We start from the raw sequence: 22,446 nt of genomic DNA, 5'->3' as shown, positions 1-22,446 counted from the left end.
TATCATGGGATTACTGAATCGGTTCAACAAAGAATATACCATCCAATACCATGTCATCGAACGCGAAGAAATCATCGAAACCGATCGCCTGATCATCCGGGCGAGTGATCACACGACTGCCCGCAAAAAAGCAGACAACATGCTTCGAAAAGAGTACGGTCGGACACAATACAAAATCGAGTGGGTCCAACGCTTTTAACTGAATCAAAACATCCCCCGTCTTTTCAACTGTTGTTGAGGGAACGGGGGATGTTTTGGTTAGCTCGTTCGTTGATAGTCCCTTTTGACGATCCGGTCCGCCTTCAGGAAAAGCCGGAGTCCCGTGTAAAGCAGGATCCCGACGAACGCCCCGCTCCCGTCAATCAAGACGTCACCGACGAGCGGCGTCCGGCCACCGGTCAAGAGTTGATGGAACTCATCGAGCACGCCGACGGTCATTGCTGTCGTAAAAGCAAAAAAGGCAGCAGGGACCGGGCGATAACGTCGCATCCGCAACAAGTGGACCAGACTGATACCGAAGACGAAAAACAGACCCGCGTGCATGCCTTTACGGATGAAGAACTCGACGAATGCGGCCGATCCGAGTGCTGCGACACTGATCGGGACTTCATAATGAAACGAGACGAACGAAAACGCATCGACCCAGCCGAGCGGGACATGGTTCGTCAAAAATGGAATCAAGGATTGTTGTTCATACGTCATCGAGCTAAAACCAAACAATGCTAACAGGATGGCACCTCCTGTGACATAGGCAATCGGTATCCGACGCATGTAGCATCCCTCCTTCTACTATCGGAATAGCTTACCATGAAAAACGACTTGGAACCTACGCCTAAAGACGGAGACAAAAAAGCGCTCACCCGTTTAACAGGTGAGCACTTTGCTTAGGATATAGATGTTTTCGGTTCACGCAACAGATGTTTGACTTCGCGAAACGTCACGAACGTTTTATTTTTAGCATCATATAGTTTATAACGAAGCGACTTGAGACTCGAGAATAAGCCGATCGTCGTTGCTTTTTGAAGGGGTGGTGTCGCCGTATGGGCTTTTTCGAGATGATAGTTCGGGACACGCGGACTTAAGTGATGGACGTGGTGGAAGCCGATATTTCCTGTCACCCACTGTAAAACTTTCGGCAACTCGTAGTACGAGCTTCCTTCGATCGCTGCTTTGACGTAGTCCCATTCGCTTTCATCCTCGAAATACGAGTCTTCGAACGTATGCTGGACGTAGAACAACCAAATCCCGAGCACGCCCGCTGTGAACATCGTTGTTCCTTGGATGATCAAGAAGGCCTGCCAACCGACGACATAAATCATGACCGCATACAAGACGACGAGTGACGCATTGATGACGTGTGTGTTGATACGTTCTTTTTTCCGTGCGTCCTTGCGATTGAAGCGGCTGACGACGAGAATCAACAACAATGGTCCGAGACCGAACATGACGAGCGGGTTCCGGTAGAGACGATACTTCAACCGTGTCCATTTCGATGCTTCGACATACTCTTCGATCGTCATGACCCAAATGTCACCGACGCCACGTTTATCGAGGTTACCACTCGACGCATGGTGAATTGAATGCTCGCGTTTCCATTTTTCATATGGGAATAACGTCAAGATTCCTGTGATTGTCCCGACGATCGCATTTGCTTTCTTGTTTTTGAAGAATGACCCGTGCGTACAGTCATGGAAGATAATGAATGTCCGGACGACGAACCCGGCTGCGACGATCGCAAGCGGAACCGCAAGCCATACTGAGATTTTGAGTGCTTGGTAGGCGAGAAACCAAGCGACGAGAAACGGTAGGATCGTGTTGATCATCTGCCTGACACTCGCTTTGATGTCTGCCTTTTCAAACGGCGAGACATGTTTACGAAGCTGGGCGATTTTTTCTTTACTCATGTGTTGCTTCCTCCTCGAATTCGGTTACAGCGTTCACGACGCTAATGAGATGATGTGCTTGAATGAAACCAGGAAACGGCGTTCGTGACGGTGAATTCGTAACATCCACATGATACTCGACCCGACCGATATAGTTATACGCTTAAATATTTTTTATACCAGGTAATTATAGCACATGTTATAAAAAATAAAGCAGGAATTCTTAAATTGATGAAGATACGAGCAAAAAGCCCACGACGCATCGTGAGCCTTTTGGCTGTCGTTACATTCTTTTCAGCGGCTTAACGGCTGGCCCTTCGAGCACATTTCCTTCGTAATCGAACCGGGAGCCATGACACGGACAATCCCATGACCGTTCCCCGTCGTTCCATTTGACGTCGCAACCGAGATGCGTACAGGTCGTCTTGACGAGATGCAGTTCACCCGTCTCGTCCCGGTACCCACCGACCGTCTTCCCGTCGTGGCGGACGAGCCCACCTTCGTCGCGTGCTAACGCCTCCGCCTCTTTCTCGCCACGTGCGACTTTCCCTTTGACGAGTTCGAGCGCGACATCGGCATTGTTTTTGACGAACTGTTTCGCATCCTGCTTGCTCAACTTCGACCGGTTCGGATCGAACAAGGACAGGTAGCGGTTTGATTTCCCGGTCAATAGATCGGCTAAGAGACGACCTGCCGCGATCCCGTTCGTCATCCCCCACTTGGCGAATCCTGTCGCGACGAACAGGTTCGAGTCGTCACTCGTCATTTGACCGACATACGGGACTTTATCGAGCGAAATCAAATCTTGTGCCGACCAAAACTGTTCGATTGCTTCGACCCCGAACTCGGCTTCCGCGAACTGCGCCAACGTTTGATAATTGGCTTTCGTATGTGTCTCGTGTCCCGACAAATGGTTTTCCCCACCGAAGAAACCGAGTGTTCGTCCATCTGCCGTCTTTGCATGCCGGAGTGAGCGACTCGGTTGATCGGCACTCATGAACATACCGTCCGGAAACGTTGCATCAACGAAGCCAGAGACGATATACGATCGGTGGACTTCGAGTTTTGAAAAATAGAGCCCTTTTAAATCATTGAACGGGAAATGCGAGGCGACGATAATCTTTTTCGCTTCGATGTTACGTCCGTTCTCAACGACGACGGTCGGCGTCCGTTTTGTCTCGACCGATACGGCTCGTGTCTGTTCGTATAACTTACCGCCCTTTGCGGTGAAGTACCGGGCGAGTCCTTGTAAGTACTTGACGGGATGGAACTGGGCTTGATGACGTAAGACGACTGCTTTTTCAACCGGATAGGGCAACTTCGCTTGCACTTCCGCCGTCGCCTCTCCCCCGTCCATTCCGAGTCGGGCATAGGCTTCGATTTCTTTTTCGAGTTGACTGGCCTTTTCTTTTGAGGACGCGACGTACAGGTACGCATCCTGCGTCTCAAGCTCGCAGTCGATGCCGAGTCGTTCGACCTGCTCACGTAAAAACTCAATCGCCTCTTCATTCGCCTGAAAATAGAGGCGTGCTTTCTCTTGGCCGATTGTCTGAATCAATTGATCATAAATCAAACCGTGTTGCGATGAGACTTTTGCCGTCGTATACCCGGTCGTCCCGCTCGCGACTTGATCCGCTTCAAGCAGTGTCACGGCATATCCGGAATCAATCAACTGGACCGCTGCGACGAGTCCTGCAATGCCGGCACCGATGATGACGATGTCCGTCGTACTGTCTGTTTCTAATTTCGGATAAATCGTATGTTCAATCGAAGTGCGCCAGTATGATGTTGGAAATCCGTCAAGTCGCTTCATTTTTTCCGCCTCCGTAAGTGTTGGTTTCTTTTCATATAACTAACATTTACTTTTACCCTCACATCACAAAATCATTCATATTCTATATTTTTAAAGAAAATAAACTATCTAGTACAGCGCTATCTTCTTTCGCGTTATATACGATTATTCGTTTTCTCTCGCCGATTTCATACAAAAAAACTGCTCCCCTCATCAGGAAACAGTTCACTAATCAATCAAGTGGAAATACGGTCTTCGCGTGTTCCACAAGACGCGTGATTTCTGGTTTATTTCGATCCAAGATGGCTTGTAGTTCCGCGTCCGGTTCGAGCAGTTTCAATTGATCGTTAACCATCAGTTCATAACCGGTTTGCTTGTCTTGAATTCGTACACCGTATTCGTCATCTCCGAACAAGGTCGGCCAAATGATAAGCCAAATACCTGCTTTATCGTCCGAAACCGCTAAGTTTCCGACATACGATAAATAATCAGGTGTTTTGACATTATACGATAGACCATTCTTCGTCATAGCATGAACACCTGTAACGTGCTCCGGAACTGCTGCTAAAAACGGTTTGTACTGAATCGTCGTCACCCCGTACCAGACAAGATTCAGCAATAGGAATCCGGCCACTAAACCAAACGCAATGCGCAAACCTTTTTTCTTTGGATTCATCCGAGTTCCACCAACCTGTTCCCCTGTTTTTTGATTGCTTCATCGTGCGTGACGAGAATGACGGTCTTGCCGCTTGCATTCAACTCCTGCAAAATCGTCATGACCCGTTCTGCATTCGCTTGATCGAGTGAGCCGGTTGGTTCATCAGCAAGAATGATGTCACATTTCTTTAGCATCAGTCGAGCCAGTGCGACCCGTTGTTGCTCGCCTCCAGACAGCATATAGACTTTTTTATCGATCTTTTCCTCAAGACCGACGGCTGACAAGACCTCTTCAATCGTTCGCCCAGAGCGGTAACTCTTTTGGACGATGTCCAGATTTTGTCGAACTGTCTTCTGGTCGACCAAAGCAAAGTTTTGAAACAAGAATCCAATCTTCGTTCGGAAGTAGTCCAGTTGATTCCGTTTTTTTGTGATGTCCTGTCCATCAACAAGAATTTTCCCCGCATCAAGCGGTTCCAAAGCGCCCACCATGTTTAACAACGTCGTTTTCCCGCATCCGCTCGATCCGGAAAATATGACGAAATCCCCTGCCTCAATCTGTAACGACAGATTTTCAAACAAGCTTTTACCTTCAAATGTTTTTGATACGCCTTGAATCTGAATCATACATTTCCCCCCTTTAGGATCCGCTGGATGTTAGCTCGTTCAATCTTACGGATCAGCCCGACCAAAACTATTCCTTCAAGTAAGGCCAACAGACCGCCTCCGCTCAGCAACCACAAGGGATGGCCGATTGCAAAGAAGTAGGCCGCAAGCGTCACGATTAAAGTGCTGAACGACGTAATACCAAGTGTATAGAGGACCAACCGTCGATTTTTTTGCCAGATGCTGTAACCGATGACTTTTTTGACGGATAACTCGAGCGCGTTGACTTGGTACTCGAGTTTCAAGACAGTTACGATAATCAACAGTTCCAGACTGATGATCAGTGCAGCAAAAATCAGATTCATGTTCATTAACCGTTTGGCCGTTTCCCAGGCACCGATGTACTTATCCCAGACATTCGTCCGGATGAACAATTCATCCGTCATCGCCTGTTCCTCAACGAAACGATCAAACGTCGGTGGATTGACGTCGTACATGATGTCACTCAACAAAACAGAGGACAACTGCTTCAGTTTCATCCGTGTCTTCGCATCATCATTCAAGACAATCAGCGTCGGTTCGTCGACGAGTAGGCTGCCACTCACGAGGTTTTGATCAATCGCCGTCAGTTCGAGCGGTGTCGTATAGCGGATTGTCTCATACTGTTGTTCGATGAACGGGCCTAATCCAAGTGATTGCAGGGTATTATCGAGCTCTTCTTTACTTGGTGGTGTCGCTTGCTCCGGTGCAATAATCGTCAACTTATTCGTGAAGACATCGGTTACTTCCGGAAGTCGCTCTTTAATCTCTTCGAATGCTTGCCGGTTCAAGATCAAGGCCGTCTGATCACGTGTCGAAAAGTTCGCAAGTGGTGTCACGAGTGTTCCCGAGAAATCGGTTTGATAGCGTCGATACAGCTCAGTCTGAATCTGTTCCGACAGTGCAGGACTCGTTTCGTCCGAATAATTCGGAGAAGTGATCTTGTGACCGATATAGGTATAGTCATAGGTCTGTTTCGTTTCAAAAAAGTCCCGTTGCTGATAAAGCGCCACAGCTTCCGTAATAACTGTGATAGTACTCGATAACATTAAGATTGTCAGCAACGCCGTGATGAACTTTAACCCATAGGTCATCGACAGGAGCGTCCGTGAACGATAACTGTTGGCAAACGCTTCTTTGATCTGCAAGCGACCGATCAACAGATAAACGAGTCCATTGCAGACGAGCAAGATAAACACTAACAGCAACAGGAACTGCCAATAAGGGTCAAGTGGCGTGACTTGACGCAACAGACCGAAGCTGAAAGCGAAAATACCAAGCACAATCACGGAATCAAAGGCGATGGACTTGCCAATCATCAGCGACAGCCGTTCTCCCATCGATAAGCGAACCAACAGTTCTTTACGATTCATAGATAGTTCATAAAATGTCATTAGGACGGTGATAATGATGACGAGCGACCAGATGCCAAGGACGCGATTTCGCTCAGTATGTTCGTTGTAACCAAGTTGCGGGTGATTTCCCGCATATGTATCAATCAAGTCCATCTTAAATGCTTTTACGGCATCGGAAGATCCGATCCCGTAAAAGTTAGGTGTATAGGCAAGACGAGGATGCTCGTATAAAGGTTTGAACGTGAAGGTGATGTCACCAAGGAAAACACTGTCGTATGTTTCGCTTCGAATCTGTTGGTTCGCAAGGTGTTTCTCCACACCTTCCGTTCCATAAATTGTCTTTGTACTTGAGAAACTGCCATTCGGCGTCTCTTCATACGTAAAGACATCCATCTGATTTCGCTCGGCAGCGGCATAGATATCAGCAATCATCTGTTTCTCCGATTTTTTCGAATTCGGGTATAGTGTCGTCGTATCGAACGGATCAGAAAATCCTTCCAGTTTCAGCATTCGACTTTCACCAATGATGAACAGACTCAACGCGAGAATCAACGTCACCATCAACACTTTTAATTGCTTCACGTTCATTCCCCCACTTTTTCACTCACTTGATGTAATAGTAAATCGTACTTCCCTTATGTGTTACTTCAATGCCAGCCCAGTTTCCAGCCTTATCACTATCTGCATGTGAACCATTACCATTCACAACTTGTGCTATGTGTGAACGTGTCATGTGTTTTGTATGTGTGTAATCTTCATTGATGAACAAGTCATTGAAACCGTAATTAATGACCCAGTTTGTACCTGTTGAACTTTTTTCCCATGACTTTGTAAACGTTTGACCAGAACTTGAATAAGCGAATGCTGTTGAGTTAGAGGCAAGAAGACCTAGCGCAAGGACTCCTGCTGCGATTGTTTTAAACTTGAACATGTTGAATGACCACCTTTTAATTAGAGTAGGTCATCGGCCGATCACCGGTGTGTTGTTAACAACCTTATAATAACGTAATATTTTACCAATTTTATTTATCTGAATATTCGCTTAATTACTAAGTCGGTTTTTATTGAAAAAGATTAATTAACTTTTAAAAAATCATGCAGTTTGATTACTTTTTTTATTATAGAATTTATTTTCGATTTCAAATCAGGTAGAAAGAGATAAATATTTATAACAATTTCCCCTACGAATGACCTATTCCTAAAACAAAAAAGTAATTTTCTTTCGAACACCCCCGAGGATAAGTAGAGTTATCCTGAAGCGACGCGCGACAAGGCAAGGGTTTGCCTCGGTCAATCGTCGATATTTAGTTGGAAAACGAGACGAACGGCGTTTGAAAGCTCAGAAAACCGTTGGCATGATTCAAAAAAGATGGTTTGAAAAGAGAGGATAACTCTACTTATACTAAAACTACCGCGGAATACCCTTCGATATGCATATCCGAAAGATTGGATCCTTCCCATGAATGAAGCCTTACACCACTGGCTCCCTCTGATCAATTCACTCCTGCACCGCCTCTCGATCCACCCGAACGAACACGATGAATGCCGACAAGCAGCGTTGCTCCGCCTCTGGACATCCATCGAATCCGGCAAGGAATTATCAATCACGTTCGTCCGCATTCGGGCGCGCGGCGCGATGCTCGACTATCTCGCCAAACGGACTCGCACACTGACGACCGAAGTCGCCGTCGAAACCCTGCCGGAATTGCCTCGTCAACAAACTGTTTCCTTCCCTTACTTGCTGAACGAACTCGAACACGCCCTCTCCCCGAAAGAATTCACCTTCCTTCAGGCAATGATCGCTGGAACGGAAGGAACACTCGGCTACTCCGACGCCCGTCTGCGCTCCCTCAAGTCAGACTTGAAGCGGAAAGTCGAAGGTATCCTCCTATGATGACGTTCTACCTCGACCGCTTACTCGCCTTGATTGAGGATTCCCCCACCTACAGCCGTCTGACCAAAAAAGCCTATCGCTCGGACGTCCGCCACCTCTGTCGTCATGCGACGGCCCTCGATATTCCGTCACTCCGAAGATACGTCACACTGCTTCACACGACCTATGCCCCGACGACCGTCGCCCGTCGGATCCATGCCTTAGCGACCTTGTTCGATGCCCTCGTCGCGGAGCGGTCACTTGCGAAAAACCCTCTCAAGCAGATTAAGAAACCGGCTCGTCCGAATCCGAAACTGCGAACAGCCTTCAGCTATCCGGATGCCCATCGTGTCATCGACACGCTGACCGATGAAGCGACGTATGCGTTTTACTTTTTACTGCTCCATACCGGACTCCGGTTCAGTGAAGCCCACCAATTGACGTGTGCCGATCTTGATTTTACGGAGCGCCACCTGTTCGTCCGCCACGGTAAAGGCGACAAATCCCGTTTCGTCCCGTTGAACGACGAATTGACAGACGTCCTGTTGCGGTACATTGAGACGGAACGACCGGACGGCGAGTACGTGTTCCTGACCGATCATGGGCGACGGTTACGTCCTGACACGACACGGAAACAATTGCGCCAAGCAAGTGAGTTGTTGCTCGGCCGGACGTTACGTCCGCACGACCTCCGGGTGACGTTCGCGACGACCCTTTATCGGGAACACCAGACCGACTTGCTGACGGTCATGCGATTGCTTGGTCACAGTGACGCGAAGACGACGCAACAGTACATCTTGCCGTCGGCTGAAGTCGCCCGTTCGTCGATCAACCGTCTGACGCCGACAAGGCATCGACGACTTGTCTGAGTTTTGTCTCCCGGCTCAAGATATAGCCTTCCGTCGTCTCCGACCGGGCATGTCCGAGCAGGCGTTGAATCTCGAGTAACTTACAGCCCGCCGTCTGGTACAGGTAGGTCGCGTAGCCGACACGTAAATCATGCGGACGGAGTACATGACCCGACCGGGCGAGCGATTGGTTGCGTAATGCATCCCGTGCCCCTTGTTCATGGATCGCCTTGCCGCGGCCGGAGCGAAAAACGTACCCTGTCACGCGATCTCCAATGAACGCTTTTAGCTTCGTGACCAAATGGTTCCCGAGCGGTACGGTCCGCAAGCGTCGTCCTTTTCCATGCCGGACGAGTAACGTCGCCGTTGTAAACTGAATGTCCTCGATCGACAACAAACGGGCCTCCATGAAGCGGAGGCCCGTTTGGCTGATGAGTTCAAAAAAGAGACGGTACGTCGGATGCTTGATTTGCCGGATGACATCGATTGCTTCGAGCAACGGATAACCGTCCCGTTGCCGAACGTGCTGATGGACGATCGGTCGAACTTGTTTCATTGGATTGACCTTAAGTCGTTTCACTCGGACAAGTTCATTTCCGAGTGCCATCAACGCATGATATCGCCGCAATGCCGTCGCCGGTTTATACTGTCCGATGACATGATTAAAATACGTTTGGAGGGACTTGACCGACCACTCGACACACGCTTTCTTCAGCTGCCGTAAATCACTGCGGTAGGCTTTGATCGTCAACGCCGAATACGTCGCGTGCGTCTGGAGATACTGCTCGAGATAGTCGAAGTGGGTCATGGTTGGTCCTCCTCTAATTGTAGTAGTAGAAGAATTCCCTATTTAGGAGCTTTCAAGCACCAAACAGCTTGATTTCCAATTCAGCGTAACAATCAAGATTCGTTCTCGAGTATTTCTTCGTAGTCCTCGTAATCTTCTACTTCAACTGTTCCTTCGACCTGTACGAACATCACTTTCGCTACCTTTGCGATCGTTTTAGTTGATCCAACATCAAATACTCCTCCGATAATTCCACCGACTAATGGGACCATCTTACCCAGATTAACAACCCCCGTTTCACCAAATTTTGTAACAAGACGCATACCGACAGCAGCATTGATTCGTTTAATGACCTCACCAGGAATTTTTTTAATTAAGTTGACTGACACTTTGTTACCGACTTTAATGCCAGCACTTTTTAAAATATCGGCCGCCGCTTGTCCAGTCAATGAAGTGTAAACGAATGTCCGAACCTCATCACTTTTTAAGTCATAGCCTCGAAGATGGGCAATTGCTGCAATCATGCGGAGTTGGATGAATATAACTGAAAAGACATTAGCCGGAACTGCAATCGGTAATGTCATAATCCCACCTAGTCCACTTAAAAAACCGCTAGTGCCACATTTTGTGATTTGGACAGTAATCAGTTTGTCGATGCCTCTTTCAACCCCATATTTTTCACGGTATTCTTCAGCAAGTGTGTATGCAGATTCAATCCCCATACCACCCTTTGTTGCTTTCTCATACCCCCAGTCGAGTAACTCGCTTACTTTAATCAAATCAAAATTCGGTTTCTCCAATCTTCATCGCCCCTTCTTTTCTAACAGTTTTTAACGGAAATAATCGAAGTAGTATTCTTCATAGATCGTTCGCTTATTCAAGCATGGAACAGACAATCATTTCATGCTATGCTTATCCAATAATTGTAACAAAAAGGAGAATCTTTATGGAAATCTTAGTAACAGGAGGCGCCGGTTATATCGGTAGCCACACGTGTCTTGAACTGCTCCAAGCAGGATATGAAGTCGTCGTCATCGACAATTTGAGCAACAGTCAAAAAATCGCTCTCGACCGGATCGAGCAGCTCGCGGGAAAATCGGTCACGTTTTATGAAAACGACGTGATGGACATGAATGCGCTCGAACAAATCTTTACGCAGCATGATATCGAAGCCGTCATCCACTTCGCCGGTTTGAAAGCCGTCGGTGAGTCTGTCGCCTTACCGCTGTCGTACTATAAGAATAATCTCGTCAGTTCACTCGTCTTGTTTGAGGTCATGGCGCGACACAACGTCAAAAAACTCGTCTTCAGTTCATCCGCGACCGTCTACGGTGTGCCGGAAACGACACCGATTGACGAGTCGGCGCCACGCTCGACGACGAATCCGTACGGCGCGACGAAATTGATGATTGAACAGATGCTCGAAGACGTCGCGGCGTCCGACACGGACTGGAAGATTTCCCTGTTACGGTACTTCAATCCAATCGGTGCCGATATCAGTGGATTGATCGGGGAAGACCCGAACGGCATCCCGAACAACTTGATGCCGTACGTCACGCAAGTCGCAGCCGGACGTTTGGATGAACTCAGTGTCTACGGACAGGATTACGATACGCCGGACGGGACAGGGATTCGGGATTACATCCACGTCGTCGATCTCGCAAAAGGGCACCTCAAAGCACTCGAATATAAGCACCCAGGCATCGAAGCGTTCAACTTAGGAACAGGGACCGGCTCAAGCGTCCTCGATTTAGTGACGACGTTCGAGTCAGCGACCGGCATCGACGTCAAACGCAAGTTCGTCGACCGTCGTCCGGGTGACGTCGCCGCCTGTTATGCGGATGCGTCAAAAGCCGAACGCCTCCTCGGCTGGAAAGCTGAAAAAACGTTATATGACATGTGCCAAGATGCTTGGCGCTGGCAGTCACAAAATCCGGAAGGCTATCCGCGTGAAATGAACCGCCGCTGATGACCATCTACAAAAAAGCCTGAACCCGAGTAGCGAGATGCTACTTCGGTTCAGGCTTTTTATATTAGGCCGAGCGTCGGTTCAACCGTTCCCCGACGCGGGTGAAGCGGGTTGAGCGCTCGCGCGGCTCATAGCGGCAAAACGTATGGTAATCGATCTCATTGACGTACTGAATCAAGCGAATCAAGGCGTAGGCGAACGTCACCGTCGACCCTAACGCGAAGCTCAGACCGAATCCGTCATATCCGAACGGTGCTAACGCAACCGCGAAGACGCCGTTGACGGCGAAGAACAGCAGTGACGTGATACAGGCCCCACGCTGATCTTCAAAATAGAGCAACAGCAGCGTCAGGACGAGGACCATCGCGTTCGAGAAAGCACCGATCGTCGTCATCTGGAAGATGCTGATCGTCTCCTTCGACAAGGCGAGACTACTGAGCAAGGTCGAGGCAAAAATCAGGACGAACAGCGTGAACAGTCCCTGATTGCGGACGAGTCGCTGGAGCTCTTGCCGTAAAATCAGCAACATCGCCCCCTTCGCCTTATTGATTTGCTGGAGCGTCCCGCCTTCATTGACGTAACCGTAAAAGACACGGTAGCGCTCGTAAAAACGGGTCTCGACGGAGATGACGAAGATCGTCATCGTCGGGATGACCGTCAAGTACGAGAGGAAGATTGCCGTATCGTAGACGGGGTGATACCGGAACGTCCCGAGATGGACGGCTCCGCCTTCTGAGAACCAAATCACCCAGTTGCTGACCCAGACGCCGATGTTGTAGAGGAAGCTCGTCCAAAACAACGCCGGATGCCGGTCGAAGTAACTGAGGTAACTAAACGGATCTTTCGTCTCGCGGTTCGGGAACGTCAACAACATCGCCGTAAACAGACCGAACAACGTCACGAGCATCCCGAGCGTAAAGCCTGCCGTCAACGCCATGCTCGTCGCGAACGGTGCCGTCAAGTACGGCATTAAGAAGCGGTCGATCAAGAGGACAGAGATGATCGACACTGCCGCTCCCCCTAAGAAGCTGTAGGCGACGGCTTGATAAAACTTCGCCGCACTCAGGAATAAGAACTGCACCCAAATCAGGTTGATCGTCAAAAAGAGAATCAAAATCAACAGGTTCGACAGGAACGGCAACTCGGAGAACGTCAGGAAAATCACGTAGAAGACGGCGGCGATCGCGATCGTCATCTTCGTCATCCCGATGAACGTCGGGAAGATTTCCTTGTAGCGCTTCTCATAAAAACAATCGGCGAGATACCGCGTGACGACGAGCTGCTGAATCCCGAGGATGACTTGCGAAAAGATGAAGCAGTAGGAAATCGTCAAGTTGAACGTCGTCCGTTCCTCGAACGAAGCAATCGATAAGTACGTCGTCAACCACTGCGTCAAGGCAATCGTGACGATGACAATCAACCAGGGACCGGACGTGACGAGCCCTGCGAAGGCATACGCCTTCAGACGTGCTGAAAAATAATCTTCCTGGAACAGCTTTTGGAGCTTAAACCCGATGCCCGCCATATGCCAGCCCCCTCTCTTCATAAAGTGCCACGTACTCGGCGATGAACTGATGTGTCTGATAGTATTTCAAGGCCCGCTTCTTGCCGTTCTCCCCGAGTTTTTTCGCATCCGCGCGATGCGTAGCGAACCAGGCACAGCGCTCGGCAATCCGTCCGGGATTGACCGGCGGGACGACGAATCCGGCTGGTCCGTAAGGGTCGTCTTCACGTCCGTTAATCAATTCGGAGCAAGCCCCGACATCGGTCACGATCCACGGAACACCGGCTGCCATGCCTTCGAGGACGGCGAGCGGTTGTCCTTCCGAGATGCTCGTCAACAAGCAGACGTCAAACGTCGGCAAGTAGGCGGCGATGTCGACCTTGCCGGCGAGCGTCACATACGGATCAAGTTCGAACTGTTCGATCAACTGTTGGCACTCGGTCGCATATTCCTCGTCCTCGTCGAGCGGTCCCATGATCGTCAGCTCGAACGCGACGTCCATCTCTTGCAGGACCTTCGCCGCATGAATCATCGTCTTGATGTCCTTGATCGGGACGACGCGGACGATGGCACCAATCTTCAGGATTGGTCCCTTCTCGACGACCGGTAAACTCGACAGACGGACGGCATCGATACCGTTCGGGATGATCCGCAGCTTCGCCGCTGGTGCCCCGAGTTCTTGTTGCAGTTCACCGTTGCGGTCGAACAGCGTGATGACGTCATCGGCTTCCTGATAAGCTTCCGCCGACAAATGGTGGAAGAAGCGAATCCAGTGCGCCCGATATTCGACCGGAATCCACGTCGCTTGTAACAGTTCCTCTTCCCGCTCCCGCGAGTAGATGCCGTGCTCCGTCAAGATGTACGGCACGCCTTGGCGTTGTTTGATCGCACTCGCGACGAGTCCGGCATATCCGGTCGACGCCGAGTGAATCAAGTCGACTTGCGGTAACTCCGCCTGCAGTAACTCGAGGACCGGCGTATACATGCTCCGCCACATCCAGAGGTAATCGATGAATGAGCCGGATTGTTTTTCCGTCTCATAACTCGTCTTGACGAGCTCGAAGAAGAGCCGGCTCGCGAAGAAGTGCTCCGACGTCCCGACCGCTTGTTCGAAGATCGGGAAGACCGGGGCTTCGACATGTTGGAACGTCATCCATTGTTGAATCAACCGCCCTTGTTCTGCCGACAGGACGTGCTTCGGTTTCGGACGGTCGTATTTGAGATCGAGTGATAAGTTCGTCACACCCGCCACATTGTCCGGTAAGTTGTATTTATAATCCGCTTCCGTCAGTTGCGTCGGTGTGATGGCGATGATTTCAAACTGATGCATCGGCATCTGCTGGATTACCATGTGGACCCAGCTCGCGACACCACCGCTGACGTAGGGATAGCTGCCTTCGACGACTAAACCAATCTTCATTCTGTCCCCTCCTCGATCGGTAGCGTGACCGTTGCTTTCGTCAACGTGACTTGATACAACGTCTCGCCTGCAAGCGCGCGGACCGTTCCGAAATCGAACGTCCCTGTCTTGAGATGTTGACCCGGAGCGACACGGACGAGCATGACCGATGGATTCAACATATTCGTCCCGTTGATTTCAATCGTCTTGTCCGTATAGGTGACGTTGATGTCCGACTGTTGGTACTGGACGTATTTTTCATACGCTTCGTACTGGGTCAAGCTCTCGAGGTACGGATACATCGTCTTGACGTCGCGGAACATCTCTTCCATCGTCTTCTCCATCTCTGCCCAGCCCTTCCCTTTCGACCGGTCTTCGTCTAGCACGTCATCCGGGTGGATGAAGTGGGTAAACATTCCGAAGTTCGCGATGGCGTCCGCCATGACGAACGTATCGTTTGCCGTTTCGTTGTAGCCGCTCGAAATACGCGGGAAGTTATACAGATTTTGATGGACAGGATCCGGTCCGAACTCCTGGATATAGCTACCCATCGAGGGATCACCCGAGTAGAGTGAGGCGACGATCAACTTGTCTTTAAAGACATTGTTGAGTGCTGTCAAACCGGTCTCATTGATGATGTTCGACGGCGGGACATAACTTTGAATCGACTCGTTCGGGAAGTAATAGTCGTGCGTCCCGATGACTTTCTTTAATGCTTCCTCCATTTGATCACGGTTGTTCCACGGGATATAACCGAGGTTCGGGTCAAGCGTCTCACCGGCGACGACGAGTGGCTGGTGATTAAAGCCGTGCAGTCCGATTTCGCCACCCATCTTCAGCAGACCCCGCCCATAGTTGAGCATCGGGGTGCGGATTTTCTCCGACAAGTCTTCCGTCGTCTCTTCCGTCGTATTCTTATAGCTGCCGATGATGAACCCGGTATAGGTAACATCTTGTTCGTCGGCGATTCGTTTCATGTCACGCCACCAGATTTCTTTAAAGAACTCCTTGATCGTCCGGTTATAAGTCTTCTCGATTGCGGCGTTCGTATTCCCGGGGACCGGTGACGGGAAGTCATCAAGATGCGTCACTTTGATCGCCGCCTGTTGACTGACGAATGACGGGAACAATAACGATAACGTCTGGAGCATTAAACCGCGTGAGTTTTTCTCAGCGAGCGATGTCGTGTTCCAGAACAGGACTGTTCCCTTGCCGTACGGTGATGTCCAAAGAATCGGTTCACCGGACGCCGTGATTTTGACGTCCGCTTGCGGTAGCAGCTCGACGTCGGCAATACTGTGGGCGAACAAGTTTGACGAGTCAGGCAAATCGACGAAACCAGGGAAGATTTCTTCCTTGAAGGTCAACCCGTTGATGCCGTCTTTGAAATCACCGAACTGTTTCACCCCGACGAGCTCCGCCCAGTCTTGATTGATGAAACGTCCCGCGATATAGAGTCGTCCGCCGTCTTCAACGAATTGACGAATCGTCTCATACGGCCAGTCGCGCGAATGCTCGCCGGACAGGACAAGCACTGTCCGCTCGGACGGCTCCAATTGCTCGATTTCTTTGATTGAGATATTCGTATACGGGACTTTCGCGTACTTCAGTGCATATTTAAAGTTCGTCAAGACACTTTTTGAGAGCTCGCCTTTATCCTGATGGATATAGACTTGTAACGGTTCTCCGTCCATCTGTCCCTCCTTGCCCGACATCGTCTGAAACGTCTTTTGTTGCGTCTCCTCGGTCGGAATCAGGCGATGTCCATAATCAAGACGTAACAACTGGACGACGCCGATCGTGACGAGCAGAATCGCGAAGACGGCGACGACGTAGGTCGTGATCGATTTTTTCATAGTTCCACTCCTTCCAGCCGGTCCAAAATGTAGCGTTTGTCGTCCGGAATGTCGTCCGGTGCGACGTGTGTTTTTAGTTGTGTCACGAGCGGGGCCAACTTCGTCCAGTCCCCTCTCGTGAAGTGATATTCGATTGCCAGCAGGTAGCCGTCCGCTTGCTCCGGGTAGTGCATGATCAAGCGTTCATAGTAGCCGAGTCCGTCCGCGACGTCGCCTTTTGCGAGTGCGAGCTTGCCGCACGCCTTCAAGCACGTCGCGTCCGTCGGATACTGAATCCGCATGTCTTGTAAATACGATCCGAACCGATCAAAGATCCGTTTTTGCATGCTGTCGTCGAGCAGTCCACTTTCGATGAAGGCTTCGAAGGCGTCAATCAAGTGGTAATACGTCGTGACATGCCCCGGATTAAGTTGTTCCTCGCGACTTTTAATCGTCGCTTCGTACCGGTCATATAACGTATTGCGGACCGTCGCGGCGTAGTGGACCGTCTCCGAGTCGGCATGGTCGAGCCCGAACTGGAGATACTTCCCGGAGTCGGCAATCGATGTCGTCGTCAAGCGGACGATCGATTGTTTCCGTTCCTTCGCGTCCATCGCCATCGCTTCGCCCATCGGCACCAAGTCGATGTTGTCGGCCGCCTGTTGTTGCAGTCCTTCCAGGTTGACGACGTCGAACTCGATGTAGTCATCGTAGTCGAGCAACGTCTTGTCTGACGCGTATTGTCTTGCGATCAGCCAACTGACGAGACCGAACAGTTCACCGAGCAGCGGGACGAAATAACAGATCAGGGCGATCCATTTGACGAGACCGCGCTGTGCCGGATCCATCCGTGCCGTGATCAGTTTCGCGACGAGAAAGACGATGACGGCATGAATCAGAAAAAATAACAGGACGAAGAACATCATCCAAGATTCCCTCCTTTTCGTGCGAACAACTCTTTAATCCGTTGCTTGAATCCTTCAGCGTTCTCTTGCGGTGTTCCCGGTAAGAGGAAGTGGAGCATTTGATTCGTCTCGTCATAGCCGATGATGTCGATTTCCCGCATCGACTGGCGTAAGATTAATTCCATTTCAATCAACGACAGCCGGACCTGTTCGACCGGCAAGACGACCGTACTGTACGGCTGATCGTACTGTTCGGCCCGGTGTTGTTGGAGTGCAACCTTCTTATTGAATGGCTCGATTTGATAAATCCGTGTTCCTTCAATCAAATCTTCACGCGACGCATTCCATTCCATCGTCAACGCTTTTTCGATTCGTGTCCCGGTCCAGTCGAGAATCAACTGCATGATGTTCATCTCGTAACTCGTCAGGCGGTTGAAGTCGATCGCCTGAATGACGACGACCTCCTGAATCTTCCCGTCGTAGCAGATCGGTGCGATCAGTAACGGGACGTCCGTCTCGTCCATCGTCCGGATTGAGATCGCATTCGTCTTGAACATCCGTTGGTAGATGCCGGTCGACGGATCAATGAACAGTGTTTGCGGTAAGACCTCTTTCTCACCGAACCGGACGTGGAGTCGTAACGTCCGTTTTGACCCATCGACGTGATAGATGGCAAGATTCTCTGCCTTGAACGAACGTTTCAAGACATCGACGAGGCGATCGCGGACGATGTCGGCCGCCGTTTGGTCGAGCTCGAGTCCGACTTGGTAGATTTTCGTTAATGTATGATCCGAGTCGAGGACCTTCTTTTGCATTGTCGACTGCGACAGCCGGAGCTTTTCGACCGTCTCGAGCAAGTGGTTGTTTTCTTCGACGACTTCTTCGTGGCGGAGCCGTAACGATAAATAACGTTCCTGGAACGAGGTGCTGAAAATCCCGCAGACCATCGCGACGAGGAAGTGGAAGATGATCCAGCTCAGTTCCGTCCGGTCGTATAAAAATAGAAGAATGTCTGATCCTTCGACCGACAGGAAAAACAGGTGGTACAGCATCGTCATCGTGAAACTGACGAACGCTCCGAGCAGACCATAGCGGAGGGCGAACAATAAAATATAAAAGATTAACGGATCAATTGCCCAATTCGAGACCGAAAGGCTAAACATATAGTCAAAGAAACCGATAAGTAAAATACTAGCTAGCATTTCTATCCATTTGACTGTATTTCTATGCTGTGTGTAAATCATGGCACACTCTCCTTAAAATAGTTATTTACATTTTTGTTAGCAGTGGTAAGATTTAGTCAAACAGGCAATTACAACTAAATATCGAGAAGGGCAAACTTACTGAAAAGTAAGGGCGCAAAGACATGGGTCGTCGATCTTCGGATACCGATCGCCAGTCTGCAATGCCGCAGCCGCTCTCTGATAAAAAATCAGGAGGCTACTAACCATGGGTATTATCTCACTCAAACGCGTGACGTCTTTTTTGTGCATTCTTTTTTTAGGAGTGTTATTAATGACACCAATCACGGGCAAAGCTCAATCAACGAATCCACTCGATTCCGTCAGCTCGTATAAGGTCTACTACGATGCACCGACGAAATCAAAAATCAAGAAGATGCAAAAGTACGATGTCATGATCATCGAACCGGTCTTTTACTCAGCGAAACAAATCGCAGAAATTCAAAAGTACGGCACGAAAGTCTATGGCTACATCAACACGATGGAAGCCGACAACTGGAACACAGACTTGATGGCACAATTAAAGGAATCAGATTTCTTCCACCGTGATGGACAACGTGTTCACTACACGGAATGGGATTCATACTTAATGGACATCAACTCGAAGCATTACCAAGCGGTCCTCATGCAAGAAGTCGAAAAGCAAGTCGTCAATAAAGGACTCGACGGTGTCTTCTTGGATACAGTCGGCGACATCGACAACGAACATGCCGACCAACCAAAGATCCTTGAGCAGCAGCAAGTCGCGATGACGAACTTCTTGAAGAGCGTCAAGACGAAACATGCGGATCTCTCATTGATTCAAAACTGGGGCTTCGGGACATTAAAATACCATACGTACCCGTACATCGATGGCATCATGTGGGAAAGCTTCAACTACTCGACGGTCGCAAAAGACCAATGGTCAAAAGACCGGATGGCAGATCTTCAGGAGTTGAACGAAGAAGAAGACATCAAGACATTGACGATTTCTTCTAAACAAGGTGCGAAAAGTGCGCAGTATGCGAAAAAGAATGGGTTCATTCACTTAAAATCAAACAAAACGCTGAATTACAATAAATTCTAATCCACTTGCATATAATCTCATAACCGATTACTCAATTCCAATTCTGAGTGCTCCTGCATGACACAATTATACAGGATGCACAAAACAAAACCGGTCACTTTTCAGAGGCAGGTCAACGAATTGAAACATCGAACGTAAAAAGAGGTCCAGGCGATGGTTATCGCTTGGACCTCTTCTTGTGTAAAAAACAAACAATAGTTTAGATGAACTAGCTCGTCTATTATTTTTGAGCAAATGAAAATAGTTTTAAAAAGGACTGATTCCTATGTACGAGATCGAAGAACTGGATCCGCGTATTCGCATAATGACGATGAAGAAAGAACGATCACGAGACACACCTTATGGCGCATCTTGTTTCATCCACTAGCGACTGTCCGGACTGCAGTGCACGTTGTGACAGAAGGCATGGTTTCACCTGGAGAAGGATTGGTGACCTGTTCAGAATACAGCATTGTATTCGACTCACGCTTCGAGTTCCGAAATGGTTTTACGATAACCCGAATTGTGAACGCCTCATGTATGGGCGTGCTAACTTTGATCTACTCCGTATTCAAGTGCTTTGTCGCAATCCAGATCCGAAGCGTTATATTGTAAGAAAATGATTGTGTTTAATCAGGAGTACACGTGTCACCGTTCACTAACATTGCGTAAGAACCACAAACCTATTGCAAAATACAGCTGTGTCGTATCAAGGAGGAAATCAGTCACTTTCAACGTATTCGGTCCGACTTCTTCGACCCACTCTTTTGCTGCATTCGCTGGGGTCTGATCAATATAAAGTCTATGATTGTCAGGCATATGATCATGTTGAGTCGAGAGCTGCCCGAATCGACCGTTCATCCGTTTGTGAGAAGCGATTCGCATGTGATTAAAATAGATTTCAATCAGTTGCTCTGTCAAACGTACCTCTACCTGTCGGTTTATATATTCATAGGGGACCGAGTAAAACATGCTGTCAACAGATATGTGATAGTCCGGTCGGACTTTTGCCGTCCGCCAGGTGGAAAATTTGTAAAAACTATCGGGTAGTGGAGATAATGCAAACCTCTCCTCTTGCTCGAAGGCGGTGAAACGGCTACCATCCTTCCTCGTGAATGGACGTTGATTGAACTCTTCTAGTTTTGTCTGAACCTCACGGTTCAGTTCATCGATGCTGAAACAATGTGAATGCCTTAATGCTGCGATGATCCAAGTAGAAATTACTCCGACAGACCCTTCAACGCTCGATTTGTCTTTGGGGGCACTCACACGTGCTGGCATGATAACTGTCCCGTAGTGTTCTACCATTTCCCGATACGTCGGGTTGAGAACGAGCTCACGCGACGTGTTCTTCGTGACACCTGTTTTCAGATTATCCGGGACGACGATTTGAGTGCTTCCTCCAAAATAAGTGTAAGCATGGTTGTGACATGTAATCCATGCAGACAAGTCCATCGAAAGGCTAGCTTCGGCATAAGACAACTGACTGCACGGTAAGGTAGCGACAAATACATAAGCCTTTACCTTCTCACCTGTATCACGATCAATAATGAATGTTGTCGAACCAGCCCAGTCAACTTCCATGATTTCCCCAGGTTTTCGACGAATACGGAGTGTAGCCTTGTGCTTGTTCGCATAAGCACTGTAATGGCGTACGAAACTCCGATAGGAGTATGGAATCTTTTTGTGAGCGCGACACTCGATTTCATATTCATAATGCAAAAGTGATAACGTGACGTTCGGCTTTGCCAATTCTTTATGGACATAGTCAAAATCGATTGGATAGCGACCAGATGATTCAAGTGACTTCTCAGGAAACAAAAACTCTTCAATCCATTTGTCAGTCATCTCATCATCAAAAGGTCCCACAACCCCTTCTGTTTGGCACGTTCGGTCACCTCCGTCACTTTCTGACAGGAGTTGCCAGTGCTAGACGCAATACTTCGTAGACTGAAGCCTTCTTCTTTGAGTTTCAGGATGTCGGAATAACGGAGCATAAAAAAATACCTCCTATGTGACAATGTCACACCCTACGGTGTGCATATCAATCATAAGAGTGTATTATGAACGCTGGTCGGCGCTATGGCACTGCTTGGTAAATTGTTTGTCACTCTTTGGTAAAAAAGATTGCAAGAGTGGTACATTTCGATGGCTGTAATCAATATGGCTATGGATCAGAGAGAAGCTAATCTATTCTTCCGTCTCATCAATTATCTGTATGAACGAAGTTCAATCATCCTGACCTCGAATAAAAGTCCAGATCAATGGGGCGAGCTAATTGATGATCAAGGAATCACAACTGCCATATTGGATCGTCTCTTACATCGTGTCGAAGTGATTCATAGCGATGACGACAGTCATCGCATGAGAAATCGAAAGAATCTATTTTCATCAGAAGTGTAAAAATCAAACGAGCAGAAAACGTCAAATTCTACTTGACGTCGACAACCAATCATGTCCAGGTCAAAGCCGCTTTCCTCAAAGATTTGAATCGGTCGCTTACCAGCTAAATTCTCACGTACAGCGTGAATCTTAAATTCTCCTTTGTATTGAATCGTACGATCTGATACCGAGGCTACGTGAAGATTCGCTTCAAGTTGTCTGATTTGATCTGGATTGAAGGTGCGTCTGTTCATGAATAGTTCTCCCGTCTAAATTGAATAGGTACAGTATATCGATATCTTTAAACACAAAAAACCCCGAATGGG

20 protein-coding genes, 2 pseudogenes and 1 riboswitch are annotated in these 22,446 nt (G+C 48.8%); of the genes and pseudogenes, 6 read left to right on the top strand and 16 right to left on the bottom strand.

The genetic code is table 11. From position 1 onward, the window contains the following. The first annotated feature begins 4 nt into the window (after window positions 1–4). Window positions 5–199 (top strand): hypothetical protein, encoded by a 195-nt coding sequence (locus tag KNQ02_RS00300; protein ID WP_214802606.1) that lies wholly within the window; start codon window positions 5–7, stop codon window positions 197–199. A 59-nt stretch (window positions 200–258) separates the two neighbouring features. On the opposite strand, the gene KNQ02_RS00295 is transcribed toward KNQ02_RS00300, so the two are convergent. The 7 genes from KNQ02_RS00295 to KNQ02_RS00265 form a co-directional block, all read right to left on the bottom strand. Further along, window positions 259–771: a VanZ family protein gene (locus tag KNQ02_RS00295; protein WP_214807127.1), complete on the bottom strand. Its 513-nt coding sequence runs from the start codon at window positions 769–771 to the stop codon at window positions 259–261. Window positions 772–884: 113 nt separating this feature from the next. Further along, the gene (desA, locus tag KNQ02_RS00290; RefSeq protein WP_088837905.1) at window positions 885–1,904 is read right to left on the bottom strand and encodes a Delta(5) desaturase DesA; all 1,020 of its coding nucleotides are present in this window, start codon (window positions 1,902–1,904) and stop codon (window positions 885–887) included. Between the two features lie 262 nt (window positions 1,905–2,166). Further along, window positions 2,167–3,696, bottom strand: a complete 1,530-nt coding sequence (locus KNQ02_RS00285) for an FAD-dependent oxidoreductase (protein ID WP_214807126.1) — start codon at window positions 3,694–3,696, stop codon at window positions 2,167–2,169. A gap of 211 nt (window positions 3,697–3,907) precedes the next feature. After that, window positions 3,908–4,351, bottom strand: a complete 444-nt coding sequence (locus KNQ02_RS00280) for a hypothetical protein (protein WP_088837907.1) — start codon at window positions 4,349–4,351, stop codon at window positions 3,908–3,910. Next, the gene (locus tag KNQ02_RS00275) at window positions 4,348–4,959 is read right to left on the bottom strand and encodes an ABC transporter ATP-binding protein (protein ID WP_214807124.1); all 612 of its coding nucleotides are present in this window, start codon (window positions 4,957–4,959) and stop codon (window positions 4,348–4,350) included. The genes KNQ02_RS00280 and KNQ02_RS00275 overlap by 4 nt, the downstream gene beginning before the upstream one ends. Then, window positions 4,956–6,914 carry a hypothetical protein gene (locus KNQ02_RS00270; RefSeq protein ID WP_214802600.1) on the bottom strand — a complete coding sequence of 653 codons (1,959 nt, stop codon included), beginning with the start codon at window positions 6,912–6,914 and terminating at the stop codon, window positions 4,956–4,958. The genes KNQ02_RS00275 and KNQ02_RS00270 overlap by 4 nt, the downstream gene beginning before the upstream one ends. A 22-nt stretch (window positions 6,915–6,936) precedes the next feature. After that, a complete protein-coding gene (locus tag KNQ02_RS00265) occupies window positions 6,937–7,263 on the bottom strand; it encodes a mediterrocin family bacteriocin (RefSeq protein ID WP_088837910.1) in 327 nt (108 codons plus the stop codon). A gap of 528 nt (window positions 7,264–7,791) precedes the next feature. On the opposite strand from KNQ02_RS00265, the gene KNQ02_RS00260 reads away from it, so the two are divergent. Further along, window positions 7,792–8,226 carry a sigma factor gene (locus tag KNQ02_RS00260; protein WP_029331656.1) on the top strand — a complete coding sequence of 145 codons (435 nt, stop codon included), beginning with the start codon at window positions 7,792–7,794 and terminating at the stop codon, window positions 8,224–8,226. Beyond that, on the top strand, window positions 8,223–9,074 hold the full coding sequence (locus tag KNQ02_RS00255) for a tyrosine-type recombinase/integrase (RefSeq protein ID WP_214767004.1): 852 nt from the start codon (window positions 8,223–8,225) through the stop codon (window positions 9,072–9,074). Before KNQ02_RS00260 ends, KNQ02_RS00255 begins: the two co-directional genes overlap by 4 nt. Here the strand turns inward: KNQ02_RS00255 and KNQ02_RS00250 are convergent. After that, a complete protein-coding gene (locus tag KNQ02_RS00250) occupies window positions 9,034–9,861 on the bottom strand; it encodes a tyrosine-type recombinase/integrase (RefSeq protein ID WP_214807122.1) in 828 nt (275 codons plus the stop codon). The genes KNQ02_RS00255 and KNQ02_RS00250 overlap by 41 nt on opposite strands. Window positions 9,862–9,953: 92 nt before the next feature. Continuing rightward, entirely contained in the window at window positions 9,954–10,640 is a 687-nt protein-coding gene (locus KNQ02_RS00245; protein ID WP_251135010.1) for an EcsC family protein, read from the bottom strand. Between the two features lie 146 nt (window positions 10,641–10,786). On the opposite strand from KNQ02_RS00245, the gene galE reads away from it, so the two are divergent. Then, window positions 10,787–11,809 carry a UDP-glucose 4-epimerase GalE gene (gene galE / locus KNQ02_RS00240; protein ID WP_214807120.1) on the top strand — a complete coding sequence of 341 codons (1,023 nt, stop codon included), beginning with the start codon at window positions 10,787–10,789 and terminating at the stop codon, window positions 11,807–11,809. A gap of 64 nt (window positions 11,810–11,873) precedes the next feature. On the opposite strand, the gene pelG is transcribed toward galE, so the two are convergent. The 5 genes from pelG to KNQ02_RS00215 are packed head-to-tail and all read right to left on the bottom strand — an operon-like array spanning window position 11,874 to window position 18,696. Then, complete coding sequence (gene pelG / locus KNQ02_RS00235; protein WP_214802582.1) at window positions 11,874–13,334, bottom strand: exopolysaccharide Pel transporter PelG; 1,461 nt, start codon at window positions 13,332–13,334, stop codon at window positions 11,874–11,876. Next, on the bottom strand, window positions 13,315–14,733 hold the full coding sequence (gene pelF, locus KNQ02_RS00230; RefSeq protein ID WP_214807118.1) for a GT4 family glycosyltransferase PelF: 1,419 nt from the start codon (window positions 14,731–14,733) through the stop codon (window positions 13,315–13,317). Before pelF ends, pelG begins: the two co-directional genes overlap by 20 nt. Next, complete coding sequence (locus tag KNQ02_RS00225; RefSeq protein WP_214807116.1) at window positions 14,730–16,568, bottom strand: DUF2194 domain-containing protein; 1,839 nt, start codon at window positions 16,566–16,568, stop codon at window positions 14,730–14,732. The genes pelF and KNQ02_RS00225 overlap by 4 nt, the downstream gene beginning before the upstream one ends. Continuing rightward, the gene (locus KNQ02_RS00220) at window positions 16,565–17,473 is read right to left on the bottom strand and encodes a hypothetical protein (protein ID WP_214807114.1); all 909 of its coding nucleotides are present in this window, start codon (window positions 17,471–17,473) and stop codon (window positions 16,565–16,567) included. Before KNQ02_RS00220 ends, KNQ02_RS00225 begins: the two co-directional genes overlap by 4 nt. Continuing rightward, window positions 17,470–18,696: a hypothetical protein gene (locus tag KNQ02_RS00215; protein WP_214807112.1), complete on the bottom strand. Its 1,227-nt coding sequence runs from the start codon at window positions 18,694–18,696 to the stop codon at window positions 17,470–17,472. The genes KNQ02_RS00220 and KNQ02_RS00215 overlap by 4 nt, the downstream gene beginning before the upstream one ends. 79 nt (window positions 18,697–18,775) lie before the next feature. After that, window positions 18,776–18,860: riboswitch (cyclic di-GMP riboswitch) on the top strand. Window positions 18,861–18,967: 107 nt separating this feature from the next. Between KNQ02_RS00215 and KNQ02_RS00210 the strand changes: the two genes are divergently transcribed. Next, complete coding sequence (locus tag KNQ02_RS00210) at window positions 18,968–19,759, top strand: glycoside hydrolase family 191 protein (protein ID WP_251135009.1); 792 nt, start codon at window positions 18,968–18,970, stop codon at window positions 19,757–19,759. Window positions 19,760–20,386: 627 nt separating this feature from the next. On the opposite strand, the gene istA is transcribed toward KNQ02_RS00210, so the two are convergent. Continuing rightward, a complete protein-coding gene (gene istA / locus KNQ02_RS00205) occupies window positions 20,387–21,607 on the bottom strand; it encodes an IS21 family transposase (protein ID WP_371816391.1) in 1,221 nt (406 codons plus the stop codon). Window positions 21,608–21,901: 294 nt separating this feature from the next. Here istA and KNQ02_RS00200 point away from each other — a divergent pair. After that, window positions 21,902–22,141, top strand: a pseudogene (locus tag KNQ02_RS00200) (ATP-binding protein); the annotation flags it as partial. Between the two features lie 35 nt (window positions 22,142–22,176). On the opposite strand, the pseudogene KNQ02_RS00195 reads toward KNQ02_RS00200, so the two are convergent. Then, window positions 22,177–22,374: pseudogene (locus KNQ02_RS00195) on the bottom strand (IS3-like element ISBsp3 family transposase); the annotation flags it as partial. Window positions 22,375–22,446 lie beyond the last annotated feature (72 nt).

This window comes from Exiguobacterium sp. s102 (assembly GCF_018618635.1).
Lineage (GTDB): Bacteria > Bacillota > Bacilli > Exiguobacteriales > Exiguobacteriaceae > Exiguobacterium_A > Exiguobacterium_A oxidotolerans.
The sequence above is the reverse complement of the archived record's forward strand: the minus strand, read 5'-3'. Positions and strand labels throughout refer to the sequence as shown.

Coding starts and splice junctions, on each gene's coding strand:
- KNQ02_RS00265 (WP_088837910.1), bottom strand. CDS start 7,263: ATGTTCAAGTTTAAAACAATCGCAGCAGGAGTCCTTGCGCTAGGTCTT.
- pelG (WP_214802582.1), bottom strand. CDS start 13,334: ATGGCGGGCATCGGGTTTAAGCTCCAAAAGCTGTTCCAGGAAGATTAT.
- KNQ02_RS00220 (WP_214807114.1), bottom strand. CDS start 17,473: ATGATGTTCTTCGTCCTGTTATTTTTTCTGATTCATGCCGTCATCGTC.
- KNQ02_RS00280 (WP_088837907.1), bottom strand. CDS start 4,351: ATGAATCCAAAGAAAAAAGGTTTGCGCATTGCGTTTGGTTTAGTGGCC.
- galE (WP_214807120.1), top strand. CDS start 10,787: ATGGAAATCTTAGTAACAGGAGGCGCCGGTTATATCGGTAGCCACACG.
- KNQ02_RS00260 (WP_029331656.1), top strand. CDS start 7,792: ATGAATGAAGCCTTACACCACTGGCTCCCTCTGATCAATTCACTCCTG.
- pelF (WP_214807118.1), bottom strand. CDS start 14,733: ATGAAGATTGGTTTAGTCGTCGAAGGCAGCTATCCCTACGTCAGCGGT.
- KNQ02_RS00275 (WP_214807124.1), bottom strand. CDS start 4,959: ATGATTCAGATTCAAGGCGTATCAAAAACATTTGAAGGTAAAAGCTTG.
- KNQ02_RS00225 (WP_214807116.1), bottom strand. CDS start 16,568: ATGAAAAAATCGATCACGACCTACGTCGTCGCCGTCTTCGCGATTCTG.
- KNQ02_RS00215 (WP_214807112.1), bottom strand. CDS start 18,696: ATGATTTACACACAGCATAGAAATACAGTCAAATGGATAGAAATGCTA.
- KNQ02_RS00250 (WP_214807122.1), bottom strand. CDS start 9,861: ATGACCCACTTCGACTATCTCGAGCAGTATCTCCAGACGCACGCGACG.
- desA (WP_088837905.1), bottom strand. CDS start 1,904: ATGAGTAAAGAAAAAATCGCCCAGCTTCGTAAACATGTCTCGCCGTTT.
- KNQ02_RS00295 (WP_214807127.1), bottom strand. CDS start 771: ATGCGTCGGATACCGATTGCCTATGTCACAGGAGGTGCCATCCTGTTA.
- KNQ02_RS00300 (WP_214802606.1), top strand. CDS start 5: ATGGGATTACTGAATCGGTTCAACAAAGAATATACCATCCAATACCAT.
- KNQ02_RS00255 (WP_214767004.1), top strand. CDS start 8,223: ATGATGACGTTCTACCTCGACCGCTTACTCGCCTTGATTGAGGATTCC.
- KNQ02_RS00285 (WP_214807126.1), bottom strand. CDS start 3,696: ATGAAGCGACTTGACGGATTTCCAACATCATACTGGCGCACTTCGATT.
- KNQ02_RS00210 (WP_251135009.1), top strand. CDS start 18,968: ATGACACCAATCACGGGCAAAGCTCAATCAACGAATCCACTCGATTCC.